Here is a 20,569-nt window from a genome sequence, read left to right as displayed (position 1 = left end):
AAACCCGACAACTCCGCATCCCACCACCCCTGTTACCGCTCCTGTCACCGCTTCCCGCCGGACCGGTGCGGGCAGTCGTTCCGCTGGGACGACGGCCCACAGGGCCGGCGGACCCAGCCCGCACAAGGGGGCGCGGGCGCGGGCCGCCGGAGGGGCGGGGGCGCGGGCCGCACTGGGACGGGCGGGCGCGGGCCGCGCGGGGACGGGGCGGGCGCGGGCCGCGGAGGGGCGCGGGTGCAGCGCGTACCGGCGGCGCGGGCGCGGGTCGTGTGGGGCGCGGGGGTCAGAGCCAGTGGTGGCGGGCGGCGTGCCAGCCGAGCTGGAGCCGACTGCGCACCCCCGCCAGCGCCAGCAACCTCCGCACCCGCCGCTGCACCGTCCGCTCCGACACCCCCACCTGCGCCCCGATCGCCTGGTCCGTGTACCCGTTCAGCAGCAGCGACAGCAGTCGCCGGTCCTCCGCGGTCAGCGGCCCGTCGACCGCCGCCGCGATCGCCACCGGCACCGGCAGCGCACTGTCCCAGACCCGGTCGAAGATCCAGCCGAGCGCGTCGAGCAGCGGGCGCGACCGCAGGACGGTGGCGCGCGGCTCCCCGTCGGGCCCCGCGCCGTCCGGCCCCGTGCCGTCCGCGAGGGGGACGACGAGGGCCCGCGCGCGGTCCACCAGCACCAGCTTCAGCGGCAGTCCGAACGCGACCCGCATCTCCTCGCCGAGCGACGCCCAGTGTTCGAGCAGCGGCGGCGTGTCGGAGTCCGTGAGGGCGAGTGCGTCCCGGTCGTAGACGACCCGGTAGCGCACGCCGGCCCGCATCGCCTCGCGCTGCCCGGAGTTGTCGGCGGCGGGAACGGCGACGACGGGTCCGGCGGAGAGGGCGAGGATCTCGCGGCGGGCGGAGCGCTGGAGCGCCGCGTAGCGTTCGGCGATGGTCCGCGCCCCGACGACGACCTCCACGTCGGGCGGCACCACGGCGGCCGCGTCCGCCGCCGGCACGGACCCGCACCCGGTGTCGGGAGCGGACCCGGATTCGCACCCGGACCCGGACCCGGACCCGAAACCGGAATCGGACCCGGGCCCGGTGACCCGCAGTGCCCGGCGGATCTCGTCGAGCCGTCTCAGGACGAGCCCTTCGAAGGCGTCGGGATCCTGCCGGTGGCCGTTCTGAACGTCCGTCATCTCCCGCACCCTCCCGCCCGCCCGTCCTCCCTGTCCCCTCGTCCTCATCCTGGCGGAGCCGACGGCGGCGGAGGCGCCCGGAACCCGGCGGTTTCCCGCCGCGACGCAACCCGCCACCTCGTCCCCTAGGGGAGAGATGGGGGATCCGCTCCCTGGTCGCGATCTATCGCGTGTGCCAGGGTGGAGACGTGGACCTCGAAAAGCAGCCCGACCCCGCGCAGCCGCCCGCACCCCCGACCGCGCCCACCCCTCCGTCCCCTCCCGCGGTCCCGTCCCCTCCCGCGCCCCCGGTTGCCCCCGCGCCCCCGGCCCCTCCCGCGTACGCCGATCCCCAGGGCGCGCTGCGCGCCTCCGACGCCGACCGGGACCGGGTCGCGGAGATCCTGGCGGAGGCGCTGGCCCAGGGGCGGCTCGACGCGGAGGAGCACGCGGAGCGGGTCGAGGCCGTCTACCGGGCGAAGACGGTGGGCGAGCTGGAGCCGATCGTGCGGGACCTGCCGGCCGCCGACGGCGGACCGGCCACCGCGCGCCCGGCCCCCACACCGGCCCCGGCCGCCTACGGACCCGAGGACGCGGAGGGGAACGCGGACCAGTTGGTCGCGGTGTTCTCCAGCACCACCCGCAAGGGCCGCTGGCGGGTCGCCCGCCGCACCAACGCCTTCGCGATCTTCGGGAACGTGGAGATCGACCTGACGGAGGCGATCTTCGCCCAGCCGCTCACCACCATCAACGCCACCTCGATCTTCGGGAACGTCGAGGTCCGCGTCCCGGAGAACATCAGCCTGCGCGGCTCCGGCACCGGCATCCTCGGGAACTTCGAGGTCACGAACCTGGAGGGGGTCGACCCCCAGGCCCCGCTGGTGGTCGTCAACGGCTACGCGGTGCTGGGGAACGTGGAGGCGAGACCCAAGCGCGGCAAGTGGGTCACGGACCTCCAGAAGAGGGTCCGCAAGCACCTGGGCCATTGATCGCCCCGCCGGTGCCTTCGACTCCCACCCGCCGGTCCCTCCGGATCACCCACCGGGTATCGGCCAGGAGATGACCGGAATGCGTCGCCGGGGCTCCGGAGTCCGGATGGGGAGGACACGCGGTGCATAGGCGCGCGCACAGCGGGTAGGGCTGGTGCATCGCTGCTCGCTCGCGAAGCCGTCGTCAGGAGTAGACCGTGCTGCAACTGCCGCATCAGCCCCTCCAGGTAGCCCCCGTGCCGCCCCAGCGTGCTCCCGCGCGGCAGGACGAGGACGGCCCCTGGCACGCGGAGGCGGTGTGCCGCCGGGACGAGGCAGGACTCTTCTTCGCCCCCTCCAAGGAGCCGACCGCCGCCCGGCTGTCCCGCGAGGAGGCGGCCAAGCGGGTCTGCGCCCGCTGTCCCGTCATGGTCGACTGCCGCGAGCACGCGCTGCTCCAGCCCGAGCCGTACGGCGTGTGGGGCGGTCTCACCGCCGCCGAGCGCCGCGTGGTGCTGGCCCGCCGCCGGCGCCGCGAGGTCGAGCTGCGCAAGGCGGCCGCGACCGAGCGCGTCGCCCAGGCCGGCTGACGGACCGCGCGCCCGGGCCCCGTACCGGCGGGCCCGTACTCACTCGTCCCGTACCGGCGGGCCCGTACTCACTCGTCCCGCACTCATCGTCCCGTACGGGGAGGGGCGCCCCCACCGCACATGGGGGCGCCCCTCTTCGCTGCCGTCGTCGGACCGGTTCCGGTGTCAGTTGGCCCGGTCGAAGTCGATCTGACTGTAGGCGCGCAGCTTCGCGAGCCGGTGCGTGGAGTCGATCTGGCGGATCGTGCCGGACTTCGAGCGCATGACCAGCGACTGGGTCGTCGCGGTCTCGGAGCGGTAGCGCACCCCGCGCAGCAGCTCGCCGTCGGTGATGCCGGTGGCGACGAAGAAGACGTTCTCGCCGCTCACCAGGTCGGTCGTGGTGAGGACCCGGTCCAGGTCGTGGCCCGCGTCGAGGGCCTTCTGGCGCTCGGCCTCGTCCTTCGGCCACAGCTTGCCCTGGATGACGCCGCCCAGGCACTTGATGGCACAGGCCGAGATGATGCCCTCGGGGGTGCCGCCGATGCCCATGAGCAGGTCGACGCCGGTGCCCTCGCGGGCGGCCATGATCGAGCCGGCCACGTCGCCGTCGGAGATGAACTTGATCCGGGCGCCGGTCTCGCGGATCTCCTTGACCATGGCCTCGTGGCGCGGGCGGTCGAGGATGACCACGGTGACGTCCTCGGCGTTCATGCCCTTGGCCTTGGCGACCCGGCGGATGTTGACCGAGACGGGGGCGTTGATGTCGACGAAGTCCGCGGCCTCGGGGCCGGTGACCAGCTTGTCCATGTAGAAGACCGCGGACGGGTCGAACATCGAGCCGCGGTCGGCGGCGGCGAGCACCGCGATGGCGTTCGGCATGCCCTTGGCGTTCAGGGTGGTGCCGTCGATCGGGTCCACGGCGATGTCGACCTCGGCGCCGGTGCCGTCGCCGACCCGCTCGCCGTTGAAGAGCATCGGCGCTTCGTCCTTCTCGCCCTCGCCGATGACGACGACGCCGTTCATCGAGACGGTCGAGATCAGGGTCCGCATCGCGTTGACCGCGGCGCCGTCCGCGCCGATCTTGTCACCGCGGCCGACCCAGCGGCCGGCGGCCATGGCGGCGGCCTCGGTCACCCGGACCAGTTCGAGGGCGAGGTTGCGGTCGGGGGCCTCGGGAGAGACCTCAAGCTCGGGAGGGAGGTGGTGCTCGGTCATCGGAGCGCACCTTTCTGTACGACGACGGCCGGAAAAAGGAGGGTGCCTGTGACTCTATCGCCAGGTCGACAAATTGAGCAGAGGGGCCCACGTATGAGCGCGGGACCGTGATGCGACCATATGGGGCGTGGCAGCTAAGCGAGGCAGGCAGACGGTACGCGGGATGTTCCAGTCCCTCGGGGTGATCATGGTCGCCGCGGGGGTCATGTATCTCTTCATCCCGCACGACGAGGACGCGGAGCCGGTGAAGGCCAAGGACTACCGGGTCGAGCTGATCACGGCCCAGCGCGCGGCACCCTATCCGGTGCTCGCGCCCGAGGGCCTGGGCGACGGCTGGAAGGCGACGGTGGTCTCGTACAAGCGCGAGCAGGCCGACGCCTGGCAGCTCGGCTTCCTCTCCCCGGACACCCAGTACGTCTCGGTGAACCAGTCGACGGCGGAGCCGAAGAAGTTCGTGCCCAAGGTCACCCACGCGGCCAAGAACACCGGGAAGACGCAGACGGTGGGCGGCCGGGAGTGGCAGCGCTGGGAGGGCCCCAAGTACGACGCGCTGGTGCGGACCGAGGCCGGTGCGACCACGGTCGTCGCCGGCACGGCGTCCTTCGAGACCCTCGCCGAGATGGCGGGCGCGCTCACGTCGAAGCCGGCCTGACCTCCCGGGCCCCTCGGTCCCGGACCCCCGTCCCCGGAAGGCCGGGGGGCCGAAGGGCCCGTGAGGCGGCCCCGGAGCACGACGAAGCCCCCGGTGTGCGGACACCGGGGGCTTCGTCGTGCGCGGATCGGGCTCAGACGGTCGTGATGACGTCGTCGTAGGCCAGGCGCGGGGAGCGCGGGAACCAGGCGTCCTCGCCCGGCTTGCCGATGTTGACGACCATCAGCGGGGTGTGGTCGTCGTCCAGGAACTCCTTCTGGACGCCGGCGAAGTCCAGGCCGGTCATCGGGCCGGCGGCCAGGCCGGCGGCGCGGACGCCCACGATGAAGTACGCGGCCTGCAGGGCGGCGTTCAGCAGAGCGGAGCCCTCGCGGACCGGGCGCTCGGCGAAGAACATGTCCTTGGCCTGCGGGAAGTGCGGGAGCAGGGCCGGGAGCTCCTCGTGGAACTCGTTGTCGGCGGAGAGGATCGCGACGAGCGGCGCGGTGCGGGTCTTGGCCTGGTTGCCCTCGGCCATGTGGCCGACGAGGCGCTCGCGGGCCTCCTCGGAGCGGACCAGGGTGATGCGCAGCGGGGACTGGTTGAAGGCGGTGGGGCCGTACTTCACCAGGTCGTAGATCGCCTGGACCTGCTCGTCGGTCACCGGCTCGTCGGTGAACGTGTTGGCGGTGCGGGCCTCGCGGAAGAGGAGGTCCTGGGCGGCGGGGTCGAGAACGAGGGACATGCTGCGTACCTTCCGGACTGCAAGGGGACCGCCCGGCGGGGAATCCCGGGCGACGTCTCGACAGTACGCCCAGGATTGGTGAAAATTCAACTATCCGATCCGGATAGTGATCCGCTTCACTCGTGCCAGTCTAGCGGGACCGCCGCCGGCCCCCGTCCCGTCCCGCTTCCCTCGGCCCTCTCCTCCCGGCCTTCCCCCGCCCTACTCCTCCCCGTCCTCCCCGTCCGCCTCGTCCTCCTCGCGCTCGGCCGCCAGCGAGGCGTCGAGCCGGGCGCGGGCGCCCTCCAGCCAGTGCCGGCAGACCTTCGCCAGCTCCTCCCCGCGCTCCCAGAGCGCCAGCGACTCCTCCAGGGTGGTCCCGCCCGCCTCCAGGCGCCGGACGACCTCGATCAGCTCGTCGCGCGCCTGCTCGTAACCGGGCGCCGCCGCCGTCTTGGTACCGCTTGCCATCTCTTCTCCGTCCTCCGCGACTCTCGTCGACCCTCGTGGTCCCGCCCCGGCCTCCTCAGGCCCGGCGCACCGTGAACTCGCCCTCGGCCACCCGGGCCCGCAGCTCCTCGCCCTCCGCGACCTCCGCCTCCGCGCGGACCACCGCGCCGTCCGCCCGCTGGAGCACCGCGTACCCGCGCTCCAGGGTGGCCGCGGGGGAGAGCGCGCGGACCCGCGCCCGCGTGTGCGCCAGCTCCGAGTCCGCCCGGTCGAGGAGGTGCCCGAACACCCGCCGGCCGCGCGCCAGGAGCGCGTCCAGCTCGTCCTCCCTGACCTCCACCATCCGCTGCGGGTGCTCCATCACCGGCCGGGCCAGCGCGTGCGCGAGCCCCCGCTCCTCGCGCTCCAGGAGCCCCCGGACCGTGCGCAGCGCCCGGTCGCGCAGCCCCCGCACCCGCTCCAGCTCCTCGCCGACGTCCGGGACGACCTTCTTCGCGGCGTCGGTCGGCGTGGAGGCGCGCAGGTCCGCCACCAGGTCGAGCAGCGGGGAGTCCGGTTCGTGCCCGATCGCGGACACCACCGGCGTCCGGCACGCGGCGACCGCCCGGACCAGCTGCTCGTCCGAGAAGGGCAGCAGGTCCTCGACGCTGCCGCCGCCGCGCGCCACCACGATCACGTCCACGTCCTCGTGCGCGTCCAGCTCCCGGACCGCCTGGATCACCTCCGGCACCGCCTTCACGCCCTGCACCGGGACGTTCCGCACCTCGAAGCGGACGGCGGGCCATCTGCGCCGGGCGTTCTCCAGCACGTCCCGCTCGGCCGCCGAGGCCCGGCCGCAGACCAGGCCGATCAGCTGCGGCAGGAACGGCAGCGGCTTCTTCCGGTCGAGCGCGAACAGCCCCTCGGCCGCGAGCCCCCGCTTCAGCTGCTCCAGCCGGGCCAGCAGCTCGCCGATCCCGACCGGCTTGATCTCCGCCGCCCGCAGCGACAGCTGCCCGCGCGGCGCGTACCACTCCGGCTTGGCGCGCACGACGACCCGCGCGCCCTCCGAGACGACGTCGGCCACCGCGTCGAAGACCTGGCGGTAGCAGGTCACCCCGATCGAGACGTCGTGCGAGGGGTCCCGCAGCGTCAGGAAGACGACCCCGGCCCCGGGCCGCCGCGAGAGCTGCGTGATCTGCCCCTCGACCCAGATCGCCCCCAGCCGGTCGATCCACCCCCCGATCATCCGGGAGACCTCACCGACGGGAAGCGGCGCTTCGGCGGACGTAGTCATACCCATGAACCGAGCGTAACGGCGCCCCCCGACAACGTCACCGCCACACGACCCCCGTCCGACCCGCCGCACCCCCGCCCCGGCCCCCGGAAACGCCCGCCCCGACCCGTAACCTCGCCCCCCTCGTACGGCCCCCGCACGGCTCGCCGCCCCCGCCGGTCTCCGTCCCTCACACTCCCGCCGCCCCCGCCCCTCACACCCCCGCCGGCCCTCGCCCCGCCCCCTGGACGGCGAGTACGACCAGGCCCACGCCCAGCCAGATCACGCCCACCACCTGGGCCGCAGCCGAGGCCTCCACGATCACCGCGACCAGGATCGCCGCGCCCACCACCGGCAGGACCACGTGCTTCAGCCAGTGCGGCGGGCCCTCCGCGCGCCGGACCGCGAACCAGCCGACGACGCTCGCGTGGAGCAGGACGAAGGCCGTCAGGGCGCCGACGTCGACCACCGACACCAGGTGGTCCAGGCCGTCGTCGCGCCCGGCCGCCCACAGCGCCGCGACCGTCGTCACCGTCGCCGACACCAGCAGCGCCACCCGGGGCACGCCCGAGTCGGTCCGCGCCAGCGCGTGCGGCAGCCGCCCCTCGCGGCCCATCGCGAAGAGCAGCCGCCCGCCCGCCGCCTGCCCGGCCAGCGCGGCGAAGGCCGCGCCGATCGCCTTGGACACGGCCACCAGGTCGTGCAGCCAGCCGCCGACCGAGCTGTCCACGGCGTCGTAGAAGGCGGAGCCCTGCTTCGCCGGATCGGCCGCCAGCTCCGCGGAGGAGACCGGTTCGAGCAGCGCCACCAGCCAGGTCTGGGCGATGAAGAGGACGCCCGCGAGCACCAGGCAGAACAGGAGCGCCCGCGCCACCTTCGCCGAGCCGCCGGTGACCTCCTCCGCGAAGGACGCGATCGCGTCGAAACCGAGGTACGACAGGACCGCCACCGACACCGCGCCGACCACCGCCGCGAACGAGAAGGTCCCGTCGCCGGCGAGCGGCGACCACCAGTCGCGCTGCGCCCCGTCGCGCACGAGCACCACCACCGCCGACACCACGAAGACCAGCAGCACCACGATCTCCATCGCGAGCACCGCGAAGCCGACCCGGGCCGCGGCCCGCACCCCCCACAGGTTGAGCAGGGTGGTCACCACCACCGCGATCCCCGTCCACACCCACCGGTGCACCTCGGGCACCAGCGCCTCCATCGCGATGCCCGCGAAGAGGTAGGCGACGGCCGGGATCAGCAGGTAGTCGAGCATCGCCATCCAGCCGGCGACGAAGCCGGGCCCCTCGCCGAGCCCCTTGCGGGCGTACGCGAAGACCGAGCCGGCCTGCGGGGCGACCCGGACCATCTGCGCGTAGCTGAGGGCCGTGAACGCCATGGCCACCGTCGCCACGGCGTACACCAGTGCGACGGCGCCGTGGGACTTCGCGTCGAGCGTCCCGAAGACGCCGACCGGCGCCATCGGCGCGATGAACAGCAGTCCGTACACGACGAGGTCGCGGAACCCGAGCGTCCGCCGGAGCCCCGAGTGGTCCGACGGCCCCGCCGTCTCCCCGTCCACCTGCGCGTTCTCAGCCATGGCGCCAGTTTCGGACACGGTCGCGCTCCAAGCGCTCACCGACGCGGCCTTACGATGGGACGCATGACTGCAACGCCCGCGCCGACGCCCGAGCCCGCCCCCGCGGACCGGACCGCGACCGACCGCCCGAAGCGTGTCCTGCTCGCCGCTCCCCGCGGTTACTGCGCGGGCGTGGACCGTGCCGTGATCGCCGTGGAGAAGGCCCTGGAGCAGTACGGGGCCCCCGTCTACGTCCGCCACGAGATCGTGCACAACAAGTACGTGGTCCAGACGCTGGAGCGGAAGGGCGCGATCTTCGTCGACCAGGCCACCGAGGTCCCGCCGGGCAACATCGTGATGTTCTCCGCGCACGGCGTCGCCCCGACCGTCCACGAGGAGGCCCGCCGGGGCCGGCTCGCGACGATCGACGCGACCTGCCCGCTGGTCACCAAGGTCCACAAGGAGGCCGTCCGCTACGCCAACGAGGACTTCGACATCCTCCTCATCGGCCACGAGGGCCACGAGGAGGTCATCGGCACCTCCGGCGAGGCCCCCGACCACATCCAGCTCGTCGACGGCCCCGAGGACGTCGCCAAGATCGAGGTCCGCGACCCCTCCAAGGTCGTCTGGCTCTCCCAGACCACGCTCTCGGTCGACGAGACCATGGAGACGGTCGACGCGCTCAAGGACAAGTTCCCGCAGCTGCTCTCCCCGCCGTCGGACGACATCTGCTACGCCACGCAGAACCGCCAGACCGCGATCAAGGAGCTGGCCGGCCAGGCCGAGCTCGTCATCGTCGTCGGCTCCAAGAACTCCTCGAACTCGATCCGCATGGTCGAGGTCGCCAAGCAGGCCGGCGTCCCCGCCGCGTACCTGGTCGACTTCGCGAGCGAGATCGACGAGGCCTGGCTGGAGGGCGTGACCTCGGTCGGCCTCTCCTCCGGCGCCTCCGTGCCCGACGTGCTGGTCCAGGAGGTCCTGGAGTGGCTCGCGCAGCGCGGCTACGCCGACGTGGAGCTGGTCAAGACCGCCGACGAGCACCTCACCTTCTCGCTCCCCAAGGAACTCCGCCGCGACCTGCGCGCCGAGGCCGCCGAGCTCGTCAAGGAGTAGGACCCGCCCCTGCCGGTTAGCTTGATTCCATGAACGTCTTCGGAGTGGACATCGGCGGATCGGGCATCAAGGGCGCCCCCGTGGACCTGGAACGGGGCGCCCTCACAGAGGAGCGGTACAAGGTCCTCACCCCGCAGCCCGCGACGCCCCAGGACGTCGCGGGCCGCGTCGCGGAGGTCGTGGGGCACTTCGGCTGGACCGGCCCGGTCGGCGTCACCTTCCCCGGCGTGGTCACCGGCAGCACGGTCCGCACCGCCGCCAACGTGGACCCGTCCTGGATCGACACCGACGCGGGCGCCCTCATCAGCGGAGCCGTCGGCGGCCTCCCCGTCACCGTCCTCAACGACGCCGACGCGGCCGGCGTCGCCGAGATGACCTTCGGCGCGGGCCGGGGCCGCACCGGCACGGTGATCCTGCTGACCCTCGGCACCGGCATCGGCTCCGCCGTCTTCACCGGCGGCCGCCTGGTCCCCAACACGGAGCTGGGCCACCTGGAGCTCAAGGGCCACGACGCCGAGAAGCGCGCCTCCTCCAAGGCCCGCGAGGACGAGGAGCTGACCTGGGAGCACTGGGCCACCAAGCGGCTGAGGAAGTACCTCGCCCACGTGGAGATGCTCTTCTCCCCGGAGCTGTTCATCATCGGCGGCGGGGTCAGCCGCAAGGCCGACAAGTTCCTGCCCTACCTCGACGGCATCCGCGCCGAGATCGTCCCCGCCGAACTGCGCAACGACGCGGGCATCGTCGGCGCGGCGATGGCCGCGCGCGGCGCGACGTAGCGGCGGCCGGACGGACCACGTGCGGCCCCGCGCGGACCACGGACGGACCACGGGCGGATCACGGACGGACCACGGACGGCCCCGGGCGGCTCAGGGGTCCGGCCAGGTGGCCGACGAGCCGGCCGACGAGGGGCTACGGAACGGGGCGGGGGGTCACGGGGCCGGGCGGCGGTCGCGGGGCGCGGCCGGATTCCGGCGGGCAGGAGCGGCGGTGGGCTTCGGACCGCCAGGGCCCGCGGGCTTCGGACCGGCCGGGCCCGCGGGCCGGCGACGGCGCCGCCCCATCTCCCGCACCTTCCGGACGCTCGCGATGATCCCGGCGATCAGCGTCCCGCCGTACAGCCAGCCCGCGTGCACCGCGAGGGCGGTGACCACGGCCATGGCCTGGCCGCCGAAGCCGCCGGAGCCGCCCGCGATCGGCACGACGCCGACGGCGAAGGCGATCGGGACGGCGATCGGCGCGGTGACCAGGTCGGCGGTACGCACCCAGAGCGCGGTGAGCGCGCTCACGGGCAGGAACAGCAGGCCGAACGCCAGCGGCGAACCGTCCAGGACCAGCCAGTCGAGGAAGCCGACGACGAGCATCGCGGCCGCCGCGAAGAGCCCCGCGCCGAGCCCGGTCAGCCGGGGCGAGGGCAGCCGCCGCAGGGCCTGCACCACGGGCGGCGCGGGCCGCCGCGCGGCGGCCGGGGCGCCGACCCGGTAGACGGTGGCCGCCCCCGCTCCGGCCCCCTCCACCTCCACGAGCGCGCCGGGCGGTGTGAGGGGGGTCTGCGGCCGTCGGCGGCCTTGCGGCTGACTTGTCCTGTGCTGCTCCACCTCACCAACGTAGGTCGGGACGCGCCGGGAGGGGCCCGGGACACGCCCTTTGGGCGACCTTGGCGACGCAGTTCGACCGAAGACGACCGAAGTCGGCCGGAGCCCGTCCCCGACGGCCGGTGAGGCCCGCCCCGGACCCCCCGTAAACTGGGGGATCGACCCATCATCCGTATCTAGGGAAGTCGCCACCGTGTCGCTCACGATCGGAATCGTCGGCCTGCCGAATGTCGGCAAGTCGACCCTGTTCAACGCCCTGACCAAGAACGACGTGCTGGCGGCCAACTACCCGTTCGCCACGATCGAGCCGAACGTCGGCGTCGTCGGCGTCCCCGACGCCCGCCTGACCAAGCTCGCCGAGATCTTCGGCTCGCAGCGCGTCCTCCCGGCCACCGTCGACTTCGTCGACATCGCCGGCATCGTGCGCGGCGCCAGCGAGGGCGAGGGCCTGGGCAACAAGTTCCTCGCCAACATCCGCGAGTCCGACGCGATCTGCCAGGTCATCCGCGCCTTCAAGGACGAGAACGTCGTGCACGTCGACGGCAAGGTCTCGCCGAAGGACGACATCGAGACGATCAACACCGAGCTGATCCTCGCCGACCTCCAGACCATCGAGAAGGTCCTCCCGCGCCTCCAGAAGGAGATGCGGATCAAGAAGGACACGGCGCCCAAGGTCGCCGCCGTCGAGGCCGCCCAGGCGATCCTGGAGAAGGGCGACACCCTCTTCTCCCAGGGCATCGTCCAGGGCTCGGAGAAGGCGGAGCTCCTCCACGACCTCCACCTGCTCACCACCAAGCCCTTCCTCTACGTCTTCAACGTCGACGAGGACGAGCTGACCGACGACGCCTTCAAGGCCGAGCAGAGTGCCCTCGTCGCCCCGGCCGAGGCGATCTTCCTCAACGCCAAGCTGGAGCAGGACCTCGCCGAGCTCGACGAGGAGGACGCCATGGAGCTCCTCCAGTCCGTCGGCGCCGAGGAGCCCGGCCTCGCCACCCTCGCCCGCGTCGGCTTCGACACCCTCGGCCTCCAGACCTACCTCACGGCCGGTCCGAAGGAGTCCCGCGCCTGGACGATCAAGAAGGGCGCCACGGCCCCCGAGGCGGCCGGCGTCATCCACACCGACTTCCAGAAGGGCTTCATCAAGGCCGAGGTCATCTCCTTCGCCGACCTCGTCGCCACCGGCTCCGTCGCCGACGCCCGAGCCGCCGGCAAGGCCCGCATGGAAGGCAAGGAATACGTCATGCAGGACGGCGACGTGGTGGAGTTCCGCTTCAACGTGTAGTCGTGCGCTTGCTGCGTGTTAGACGTTGAGTCAAACGCGCAGTTCAGAAGGGGTCGGACTCTATCGAGTCCGACCCCTTCGTCGTCACCGTGCTGGATGGGCGCTGGATATTCTGACGCGGGGTCAGTGGTAATCAGGTGTCGTAAACGGTGGACCGGTGCCCCACGTGGACGACCCAGACCACCAGTTCCCCGTTGTCGATCGTGTAGACGACGCGGTAGTCGCCGACACGCAGCCGGCGGCGGTCCGGCTGGGACACGAGTGCGGTGGTGTTGAATCCGAGCGGGTCGGTCTCCAGTTCGGTCAGCTTGGCCAGGATGCGCAGCGCCATGTCGCGAGGGATCTTCCGAAGTTCGGCTTGCGCCTCAGGGCGGAAGACGGTTCGGTACTCACTCACTGCGCGCCAGCGTCTCCCTCATGATGTCCTCGATCGGGATGCCGGGCGCCGGATTGGCCATGCGCTCGTCGATGATCCGGTTGATCTCGCGCTCTTCCCACTCCTGGTACTTGCGCAGTACGTCGATGGAGACGACGGCGGCTACTTCCTTGCCTCGGCGCGTGATCACCGTGGGTACGTCGTCGCGGTCGGCGCGCTCCACGACCTCCGCCAAGTGTGCACGCACGTCGCGGATGGACTCTATGGGCAGTGGCTGCGTCATGCGCTCAAGCGTACCGAGTGTCCCATGTGTACACAACGCCACGATGGATGGCCACCTCGCTGCGGTCGCGTGTGCTGGATCTGCTGGATGAACATGCACCGTGCTGGATGAGGGCTCCGAGAACCGCGTTTTCGCAGGTGGGAGCGCTGCGCTGAACGTTCCGCCTCAACGTCTGACCCGACCGGTGGAAGGCCGTCCGACTCGCGGTGGAGCGGGGCGGGCGGCTTTTTGCGGTGTGCCGTGGGGTCGTGGGTGGGCCGGGCCGCTGGTTTCGGCCTAATCGGGGGGTGGGGGCGGGATCGGTGCAGGTGGGGGGTGGGGCGGCGCGTATTGTCTGGTGGCGGGGGCAGCGGGGGAGAATGACGCGGAGGTACGGGTGGAGTTCCGGCTGCTCGGGTCCGTCGCGGTCGTGACGGAGGGCGGCGACATCGCCGCGGGGCCGGCCAAGCGGACCAGTCTGCTGGCCGCGCTGCTGCTGCGCCCCAACACGGCCGTGAACGTGACGGGGCTGATGGACGCGCTGTGGGAGGACGAGCCCCCCACGCACGCGAAGACGGTGCTCCAGGGGCACGTGTCGCGGCTGCGGGCGCTGCTCGCCGCGCACGGGGCCGAGGCGTACGGGGTGGAGCTCACGACGCAGGGCTCGGCGTACCTGCTGCGGATGCCCGAATCGCTGGTGGACGCGCACCGGTTCGAGGAGCTGGTGGGGCTCGCCGGTGCGCAGCGGCACGCGGCCGACAGCGTGCGGATGCTGCGCGAGGCGCTGTCGTACTGGCAGGGGCCCGCGCTCACCGGCACCGTGCCGAGCGGGCCGCTGGAGGCCGCCGCCACCGCCCTGGAGGAGCTGCGGCTCACCTCGGTGGAGGCGCTGGCGGAGGCGTACGGGAAGCTCGGCGAGCACGGCAGGGCCGCCGCCGTGCTGCGGACCGAGGCCGTCGCGCACCCGCTGCGCGAGTCGCTGGCCGCCGCGCTCATGACCGCGCTGGCCCGGGCGGGCCGCAGGTCGGACGCGCTCGACTGGTACCACCGCACCCGCCGGCTGCTCGCCGAGGAGCTGGGCGTCGATCCGGGCGCGGCGCTGAGCGAGACGTACGCGGGGCTGCTGCGGGACGCGGGCGCGGTGCTCGTCCCCGCGCCGGCGCCGGCGCCCGCGTCCGTGCCCGCGTCCGCCGGGGAGGCGGTCGAGGTGGCCGTGCCCGAGCTGCTGCCGCGGGCGCCGCGCGGCTTCACCGGACGGGACGCCGAGGCGGCGGTGCTGGACCGGGCGGCCGGCGGCGGGGACGGGGCCGTGTGCCTGGTGACCGGGGCCGCCGGGGTCGGCAAGACGGCGTTCGCCGTGCACTGGGCGCACCGGCGGCGGGCCCGCTTCCCCGACGGGCGGCTCTTCGCCGACCTGCGCGGCTTCAGCGACACTCCTGCGCCCGAGACGGGGGTCGTGCTGCGGGAGTTCCTGCTCGCGCTCGGCGTGCCGCAGCAGCGGGTGCCGGAGACCGCCGTGGGGCGCGGGGCGCTCTTCCGCAGCCTCACCGCGGGCCGCCGGATCCTCGTCGTCCTCGACAACGCCCGCTCCTCCGAGCAGGTCCGGCCGCTGCTGCCCGGCGGCGAGCACTGCGTGACCGTGGTGACCAGCCGGGACCGGCTCGGCGGGCTGATCGCCTCCGACGCCGCCCGTCCGGTGCCGCTCGGCCAGCTGCCGCAGGACGACGCGACGGCGCTCCTCGCGACCGTGCTGGGGGAGGAGCGGGTCGCCGCCGAGCCGGACGCCGCGGCCCGGCTCGCCGGACTCTGCGACGGGCTGCCGCTGGCCCTGCGGGTGACGGCCGCCCGGCTCGCCGAGCGCCCGGGCCGCCCGCTCGGCGCGATGGTCGGCGAACTCGCCTGCGAGCAGGGCAGGCTGGCCCTCCTCGACGTCGAGGACGTCGGCGTCTCCGCCGCGCTGCGGCTCACCGTGCAGCAGCTCCCCGAGTCCGCCGCCCGCACCTTCCGGGCCCTCGGCCTGCACACCGGCTCCGACCTGGACCACTTCGCCGCCGCCGCGCTCGCCGGCACCACCCCCGCGCGGGCCGCGGCCGACCTGGAGCGGCTGGCCGCCGCCCACCTCCTCACGGAGGCGGTGCCCGGCCGCTGGACCCCGCACGACCTCGTCCGGCTCTACGCGCGCGGACTCGCGGCGCAGGCCGACCCGGAGGGGCTGCGCCGGCTCCTCGACCACTACCTGTACACGGGCCTCGCGGCCGACGCGGCGGCCGAGCCCGGCTCGCAGCCCTGCTACGCGCTGCCCGCCGACGCGCGCAGGCCCGCCGCGATCCCCGAGTTCGAGGGCCGGGCCGCCGCCCTCGACTGGTACGCGGCCGAACGCCCCGCCCTGGAGGGGGCCGTGGCCGCCGCCAGGGCGCTCGGTCTGCACGACCGGGCCTGGCGGCTGGCCCTGATGGCCTGGCCGCTGATGCTGATGCGGCTCCAGGACGGCTGGACGCCGCTGCTGGAGGCGGGGCTCGCCTCGGCCGACGCGGTCGGCGACCCCGACGCGCAGTCCCGGACGCGGGCGCTGCTCGGCTGGATCCTGCACGAGGAGGGGCGGCACGAGGAGGCGCTCGTCCACCTGGAGCGGGCGCCCGCGCTCGCCGCGCTGGCGGGCGACCCGGTCAGCGAGGCCATCGCCGTCGTCAACCACGCGGCCGTCCTCGACGCCACCGGTGAGTGCGGCCGGGCCCGCGCGCTGATGGTGGAGGCGGTCGCGCTCGCCGACCGGACCGGGCACCCGTCCACGCAGGTGCTGACCCTCCAGCACCTGGCCGGGCACTGCCTGCGGGCGGGGGAGTACGAGGAGGCGCTGGCGCACGTCCTTCGCGCCGGGGAACTCGTCGCGCCCGACGCCGTCGTCGTCCAGGCCCAGCTGCGGATCGTGCGGGGCGAGGCGCTGGCCGGCATCGGCCGGCTGGAGGAGGCCGCCCACCAGCTGGAACGCGCCGCCGCCGACGCGGAGGCGGCCGGTTTCACCGAGGGTTCGGCGCGGGCGGCGGAGCAGCTCGCGCGGCTGGCGGCGGGGCGTTAGCGATACGCAAGCGGTACGGCAGTGCCGGGGCGGAGGCTGTACTCGGCAACAACCGACCGCTTCACGCTCCACGCTTCACGGGGGAACACCGACATGCGTACGTCACACCTCAGGACCGCCAGGACCGCCCTGCTCGCCGCCGCCGTCGCCGCCGCCTCGCTCGGCCTGACCGCCTGCGGCGGGGACGACGCCGCCAAGGACGCCGGCAGCGCCACGACCTCGTCCGGCGCCCCGGCGGCCTCGGCCACCACGGGCACCACCGGCTCCACGGGCACCACCGGTTCCACGGGCACCACGGGCTCCACCGGTTCCACGGGCGCGTCGGGGGACGCGACCGCCTCCGCCGCCCCGGCCGCCGCGAAGGGCTCGACCGGGGGGACCACGGGGGAGACGGCCTCCGGCGGCGGTACGGAGTCCGGCCAGGGCGCCTCCGACGCCGCGGCGCCGGTCTGCGCCCACGGCGACGTCAAGATCACCGCGGCGAAGGCCGACGAGGTGCCGACCGAGCACATCGTCCTGACCGCCACCAACACCTCGGGCCGCGCCTGCCGCCTGCTCGGTCACCCGCTCATCGCCTTCGGCGAGATCCAGACGGCCAAGGACGTCCCGCCGGTCGCCAAGAGCAAGCCGGCCGCTCCCGTCGTCCTGAACCCGGGCGCGCCCGCGTACGCCAACGTGCGGGTCTCCAACGGCGGTGTCCACGAGGACAACAAGGTGGTGAAGGAGTTCAACGTGAACCTCTTCGCCGCCGACGGCCCGGCCGAGGGCAGCGTCGTGGTGACCGCTCCGGCGGGCGGCATCGCGGTCGACGAGGCGGTCGCGAAGACGGGGTACTGGACTCCCGAACTCCGCAACGGCGCCGACGAGTTCTGAGTCGACCGCATCGCGCCATGACGACGGGCCCGTCTCCCGGGGGATCGGGGACGGGCCCGTTTCGCGTGTGACGCCGCTGTGAATTCCCGCTCCCGGAAAGGGAGTCGGTACCGGTGCCGCGGGTGCGGACCTTCGCAGGTGAGGGGTGCCGGGATCGCCCTCCCGTAACTGACTGTCGGTCATGTCTGCTTCGTTGCGGGCGAGTTGCCGGGGCGCAGGTCCTCTTGCGGGATTCCTATGGATCCGTCAATCTTTCGGCGAAGACAGGGCGGACGGGAGCCGCGGGACCGCTCCGGACCGTTCATATTCTTGTCATGTCCCTGTCGTGAGTGAAGGTCACTCGGGCTCCACCCCCACGGGAGCACCCCCACCAGGAGGACACCTCACATGGCATCGATGCGCGCATCGCGCCGCCGGATATCCACCGCCGCGGCCGTGGCCGTCACGGCGCTCGCCCTCGGCTCGCTCTCCGCCCTCCCCGCCACCGCCGCCCCGTCGGCCGCGGAGGGCGTCATCGAGAACGCCGGCGCCGAAGGCACCATCCCGGGCAGCTACATCGTCACCCTCGACGAGTCCGCCCCGGCGGAGACCGCCAGGGGCCGGGCGGTCCCCGGCAAGTTCGGCGCCACGATCAAGCGGACGTACACCTCGGCGGTGAACGGCTACGCGATCGAGCTCTCCGAGGCGCAGGCCAGAAAGCTCGCCGCCGACCCCGCCGTGAAGTCCGTGGTCCAGAACCGGGTCTTCACCGTCGACGGCACCCAGCCCTCCCCGCCGTCCTGGGGCCTCGACCGGATCGACCAGAAGGCCCTCCCGCTGAACCAGAGCTACACCTACCCGGACAGCGCGGGCCAGGGCGTGACGGCGTACATCATCGACACCGGCGTCCGCATCAGCCACAGCGACTTCGGCGGCCGCGCCTCCAACGGCTACGACGCCATCGACAACGACAACACCGCCCAGGACGGCCACGGCCACGGCACCCACGTCGCCGGCACGGTCGCGGGCTCCTCCTACGGCGTCGCCAAGAAGGCGAAGATCGTCGGCGTCCGGGTCCTCGACAACAGCGGCTCCGGCACCACCGACCAGGTCGTCGCCGGCATCGACTGGGTGACGCGGAACGCCGTCAAGCCGGCCGTCGCCAACATGAGCCTCGGCGGCGGCGTCGACACCGTCCTCGACCAGGCCGTCCGCAACTCCATCGCGGCCGGCATCACCTACGCGGTCGCGGCCGGCAACGACAGCTCCAACGCCTCCAACTACTCGCCCGCGCGGGTCACCGAGGCCATCACCGTCGGCTCCACCACGAGCACCGACGCCCGCTCCAGCTTCTCCAACTACGGCACCGTCCTGGACATCTTCGCCCCCGGCTCCTCCATCACCTCGTCCTGGAACTCCAGCGACACCGCCACCAACACCATCTCCGGCACCTCGATGGCCACCCCCCACGTGGCCGGCGCCGCCGCCGTCTGGCTCGGGGCCAACCCGACCGCCACCCCGGCCCAGGTCTCCACCGCCCTCACCACCGCCGCCACGCCGAACGTCGTCACCAACCCCGGCACCGGCTCCCCGAACAAGCTCCTCCTCGTCGGGGGCGGCACCACCACCCCGCCGCCCACCGGGCCGAAGTTCGAGAACACCGCCGACTACGCCATCGCCGACAACGCGACCGTCGAGTCCCCGGTCACCGTCAGCGGCGTCACCGGCAACGCCCCCTCGGCCCTCCAGGTGCCGGTGAACATCGCCCACACCTACATCGGCGACCTCCAGGTCCAGCTGATCGCCCCCGACGGCACCGCCTACACGCTGAAGGCCTTCGGCACCGGCGGCAGCGCGGACAACATCAACACCACCTACACCGTGAACGCCTCCGCCGAGGCCGCCAACGGCACGTGGAAGCTCCGCGTGACGGACAACGCCAGCTACGACACCGGCAAGATCGACTCCTGGGCCCTCCAGTTCTGACCCGCTGAGACCCACCCGGCCCGCCGGGACGCGAGGGGCGGCCACCATCCGGTGGCCGCCCCTCCGTCGTGCCCCGCGTGGCCGGCCCCTCCGCCGGACCACGTACGATGCGCGCGCCCGACCGTCTGTTCGTCCCCGCCCCAACAGGAGCACGCACCCGTGGAGCCGACCCCGCAGCCCCAGCCGCCCGAGCCGGGGACGCCCCCCGTGCCGGACGCGCCCGCCACCCCCGCCGGGCCCGCTCCCGCCGCGTACCCGGCCCCCGGGCCCCACCCGGCGCCGGGCCCGTACGCGACCCCCGGGCCGTACGCCGCCCCCGGGCCGTACACCTCGCCGGGCATGCCCTACGCGGGCGTCCCGGGGCCCTACGGCCCCTACGGGCGGCCGGCGACGACCACCAACGGGCTCGCCATCGGCTCGCTCGTCAGCGGGATCGTCTGCTGCCTGCCGCCGCTCGGACTCGTCCTCGGGATCTTCGCCCTGCGGCAGATCAAGCGGCGGGGACAGGGCGGCAAGGGGCTGGCGATCGCCGGCACCGTGCTCTCCTCGATCAGCACCCTGCTCGTCCTCCTCGGCCTGATCACCGGTCAGATACAGGATGCCGTAAGGGGGTTCAACGAAGGCGTGCGGGAGGCGGCCTCCTCCCGGATGCCGATGGAACTGCGCACCGGGGAGTGCTTCCTCGACGACGCCGGGCAGGGCGAGTACACCCTGGGCGTCCGGGTCGTGGACTGCGCCGAGCCCCACGACGGCGAGATCACCGGACGGTTCGAGGTCACCGGCTTCGACGGCTGGCCCGGCGACCGGAAGCTGGAGGCGCTCGGCGAGGAGCGCTGCGACGCCATGGCCGGCACCTACGTGCGCGACACCTGGGCGCTGACCGCCGACACCCTGAGCCTCTACTACTACCCGGACCGGCAGGCGTGGCGCCAGGGCGAGCGCCGGATCGCCTGCGGCATCGGCGGCGAGGAGCGGACCACGGGCTCGCTGCGCTCCGACGCGACCACGCTCGCCCCCGGCCAGCTGGCCTTCCTCACCCACGTGAACCCCATCGAGGACGCCGCCTACGAGGAGCCCGAGGCCGACCCGGAGGACGACATCGAGGCCAACCGCGCCTGGGCCGCCGACGTGCGCGCGGCGATCGACTCGGCGCGCGCCGGACTGCGCGGCCGCACCTGGGAGCCGTCCGCGCGCGCCTCCATGGACGCGTACCTGACGGACCTGGACTCCGCCTCGAAGCAGTGGGCGAAGCTCGTCCGGGCCGAGGACGCGGACGACTTCTGGGACGCCTACGACCGCGCCTTCGAGCTGCTGTCGGGCGACGCCGAGGCCGACGTCCGCGAGGCCCTCGGCCTCACCCACACGCCCCCGGAGGGCCCGGAGGACCGCGGCTCCGTCTGACGCGCGCGGACGGGGCCGGGTCCGCGCGCGGCGGACCCGGCCCCGTCGTGTGCGGACCGGCACCGGTGCCGGGAGGCGGCCCGGGGGCGGGGAC

The 20,569-nt window shown here is 73.6% G+C and carries 19 protein-coding genes; 10 read left to right on the top strand and 9 right to left on the bottom strand.

All coding sequences use genetic code 11. The features are described 5' to 3' along the window. Positions 1 to 283: 283 nt before the first annotated feature. Positions 284 to 1,174, bottom strand: coding sequence for a LuxR family transcriptional regulator (locus tag ACFW6A_RS24235; protein WP_386642664.1), 891 nt, complete (start codon positions 1,172 to 1,174; stop codon positions 284 to 286). 188 nt (positions 1,175 to 1,362) lie between these two features. On the opposite strand from ACFW6A_RS24235, the gene ACFW6A_RS24230 reads away from it, so the two are divergent. Beyond that, a complete protein-coding gene (locus ACFW6A_RS24230; protein WP_351854382.1) occupies positions 1,363 to 2,142 on the top strand; it encodes a DUF1707 domain-containing protein in 780 nt (259 codons plus the stop codon). Positions 2,143 to 2,339: 197 nt separating this feature from the next. Next, a complete protein-coding gene (locus tag ACFW6A_RS24225) occupies positions 2,340 to 2,711 on the top strand; it encodes a WhiB family transcriptional regulator (RefSeq protein ID WP_351854384.1) in 372 nt (123 codons plus the stop codon). A gap of 165 nt (positions 2,712 to 2,876) precedes the next feature. Here ACFW6A_RS24225 and glpX read toward each other — a convergent pair whose 3' ends face one another. Further along, positions 2,877 to 3,908: a class II fructose-bisphosphatase gene (glpX, locus tag ACFW6A_RS24220; protein ID WP_351854387.1), complete on the bottom strand. Its 1,032-nt coding sequence runs from the start codon at positions 3,906 to 3,908 to the stop codon at positions 2,877 to 2,879. 127 nt (positions 3,909 to 4,035) lie between these two features. Between glpX and ACFW6A_RS24215 the strand changes: the two genes are divergently transcribed. Further along, positions 4,036 to 4,560 (top strand): DUF4245 domain-containing protein, encoded by a 525-nt coding sequence (locus ACFW6A_RS24215; protein WP_351854389.1) that lies wholly within the window; start codon positions 4,036 to 4,038, stop codon positions 4,558 to 4,560. A gap of 133 nt (positions 4,561 to 4,693) precedes the next feature. On the opposite strand, the gene ACFW6A_RS24210 is transcribed toward ACFW6A_RS24215, so the two are convergent. The 4 genes from ACFW6A_RS24210 to ACFW6A_RS24195 form a co-directional block, all read right to left on the bottom strand. Next, positions 4,694 to 5,284 carry a malonic semialdehyde reductase gene (locus tag ACFW6A_RS24210; RefSeq protein WP_351854392.1) on the bottom strand — a complete coding sequence of 197 codons (591 nt, stop codon included), beginning with the start codon at positions 5,282 to 5,284 and terminating at the stop codon, positions 4,694 to 4,696. Positions 5,285 to 5,485: 201 nt separating this feature from the next. After that, positions 5,486 to 5,734, bottom strand: a complete 249-nt coding sequence (locus ACFW6A_RS24205) for an exodeoxyribonuclease VII small subunit (RefSeq protein WP_386642660.1) — start codon at positions 5,732 to 5,734, stop codon at positions 5,486 to 5,488. Between the two features lie 55 nt (positions 5,735 to 5,789). After that, positions 5,790 to 6,995 carry an exodeoxyribonuclease VII large subunit gene (gene xseA, locus ACFW6A_RS24200; protein WP_351854397.1) on the bottom strand — a complete coding sequence of 402 codons (1,206 nt, stop codon included), beginning with the start codon at positions 6,993 to 6,995 and terminating at the stop codon, positions 5,790 to 5,792. A gap of 187 nt (positions 6,996 to 7,182) precedes the next feature. Further along, positions 7,183 to 8,556 carry an APC family permease gene (locus tag ACFW6A_RS24195; RefSeq protein ID WP_386642657.1) on the bottom strand — a complete coding sequence of 458 codons (1,374 nt, stop codon included), beginning with the start codon at positions 8,554 to 8,556 and terminating at the stop codon, positions 7,183 to 7,185. Positions 8,557 to 8,610: 54 nt separating this feature from the next. Between ACFW6A_RS24195 and ACFW6A_RS24190 the strand changes: the two genes are divergently transcribed. Together ACFW6A_RS24190 and ppgK are read left to right on the top strand one after the other, a co-directional pair. Then, a complete protein-coding gene (locus ACFW6A_RS24190) occupies positions 8,611 to 9,648 on the top strand; it encodes a 4-hydroxy-3-methylbut-2-enyl diphosphate reductase (protein ID WP_386484874.1) in 1,038 nt (345 codons plus the stop codon). A gap of 29 nt (positions 9,649 to 9,677) precedes the next feature. Continuing rightward, positions 9,678 to 10,424: a polyphosphate--glucose phosphotransferase gene (gene ppgK, locus ACFW6A_RS24185; protein ID WP_386484876.1), complete on the top strand. Its 747-nt coding sequence runs from the start codon at positions 9,678 to 9,680 to the stop codon at positions 10,422 to 10,424. A gap of 153 nt (positions 10,425 to 10,577) precedes the next feature. Here ppgK and ACFW6A_RS24180 read toward each other — a convergent pair whose 3' ends face one another. Beyond that, positions 10,578 to 11,243, bottom strand: a complete 666-nt coding sequence (locus ACFW6A_RS24180) for a DUF6542 domain-containing protein (protein WP_386484878.1) — start codon at positions 11,241 to 11,243, stop codon at positions 10,578 to 10,580. 190 nt (positions 11,244 to 11,433) lie between these two features. On the opposite strand from ACFW6A_RS24180, the gene ychF reads away from it, so the two are divergent. Further along, positions 11,434 to 12,522, top strand: coding sequence for a redox-regulated ATPase YchF (gene ychF, locus ACFW6A_RS24175; protein ID WP_200427744.1), 1,089 nt, complete (start codon positions 11,434 to 11,436; stop codon positions 12,520 to 12,522). Between the two features lie 133 nt (positions 12,523 to 12,655). On the opposite strand, the gene ACFW6A_RS24170 is transcribed toward ychF, so the two are convergent. Next, positions 12,656 to 12,919 (bottom strand): type II toxin-antitoxin system RelE/ParE family toxin, encoded by a 264-nt coding sequence (locus ACFW6A_RS24170; protein WP_033218430.1) that lies wholly within the window; start codon positions 12,917 to 12,919, stop codon positions 12,656 to 12,658. Beyond that, positions 12,912 to 13,181 (bottom strand): type II toxin-antitoxin system Phd/YefM family antitoxin, encoded by a 270-nt coding sequence (locus ACFW6A_RS24165; RefSeq protein WP_039633133.1) that lies wholly within the window; start codon positions 13,179 to 13,181, stop codon positions 12,912 to 12,914. Before ACFW6A_RS24165 ends, ACFW6A_RS24170 begins: the two co-directional genes overlap by 8 nt. Positions 13,182 to 13,557: 376 nt before the next feature. On the opposite strand from ACFW6A_RS24165, the gene ACFW6A_RS24160 reads away from it, so the two are divergent. The 4 genes from ACFW6A_RS24160 (at position 13,558) to ACFW6A_RS24145 (ending at position 20,475) form a co-directional block, all read left to right on the top strand. Beyond that, complete coding sequence (locus ACFW6A_RS24160) at positions 13,558 to 16,236, top strand: BTAD domain-containing putative transcriptional regulator (protein WP_386642652.1); 2,679 nt, start codon at positions 13,558 to 13,560, stop codon at positions 16,234 to 16,236. Between the two features lie 93 nt (positions 16,237 to 16,329). Further along, entirely contained in the window at positions 16,330 to 17,109 is a 780-nt protein-coding gene (locus ACFW6A_RS24155) for a DUF4232 domain-containing protein (protein ID WP_351854415.1), read from the top strand. Positions 17,110 to 17,496: 387 nt separating this feature from the next. After that, positions 17,497 to 19,074: a S8 family peptidase gene (locus ACFW6A_RS24150; RefSeq protein ID WP_351854418.1), complete on the top strand. Its 1,578-nt coding sequence runs from the start codon at positions 17,497 to 17,499 to the stop codon at positions 19,072 to 19,074. A gap of 159 nt (positions 19,075 to 19,233) precedes the next feature. Continuing rightward, complete coding sequence (locus tag ACFW6A_RS24145) at positions 19,234 to 20,475, top strand: DUF4190 domain-containing protein (protein ID WP_351854421.1); 1,242 nt, start codon at positions 19,234 to 19,236, stop codon at positions 20,473 to 20,475. The last annotated feature ends 94 nt before the right edge of the window (positions 20,476 to 20,569 follow it).

It is taken from the genome of Streptomyces sp. NPDC058758, from assembly GCF_042746075.1.
Lineage (GTDB): Bacteria > Actinomycetota > Actinomycetes > Streptomycetales > Streptomycetaceae > Streptomyces.
Note: the sequence above shows the minus strand (reverse complement) of the source record. Positions and strands in the feature narration are given on the sequence as shown.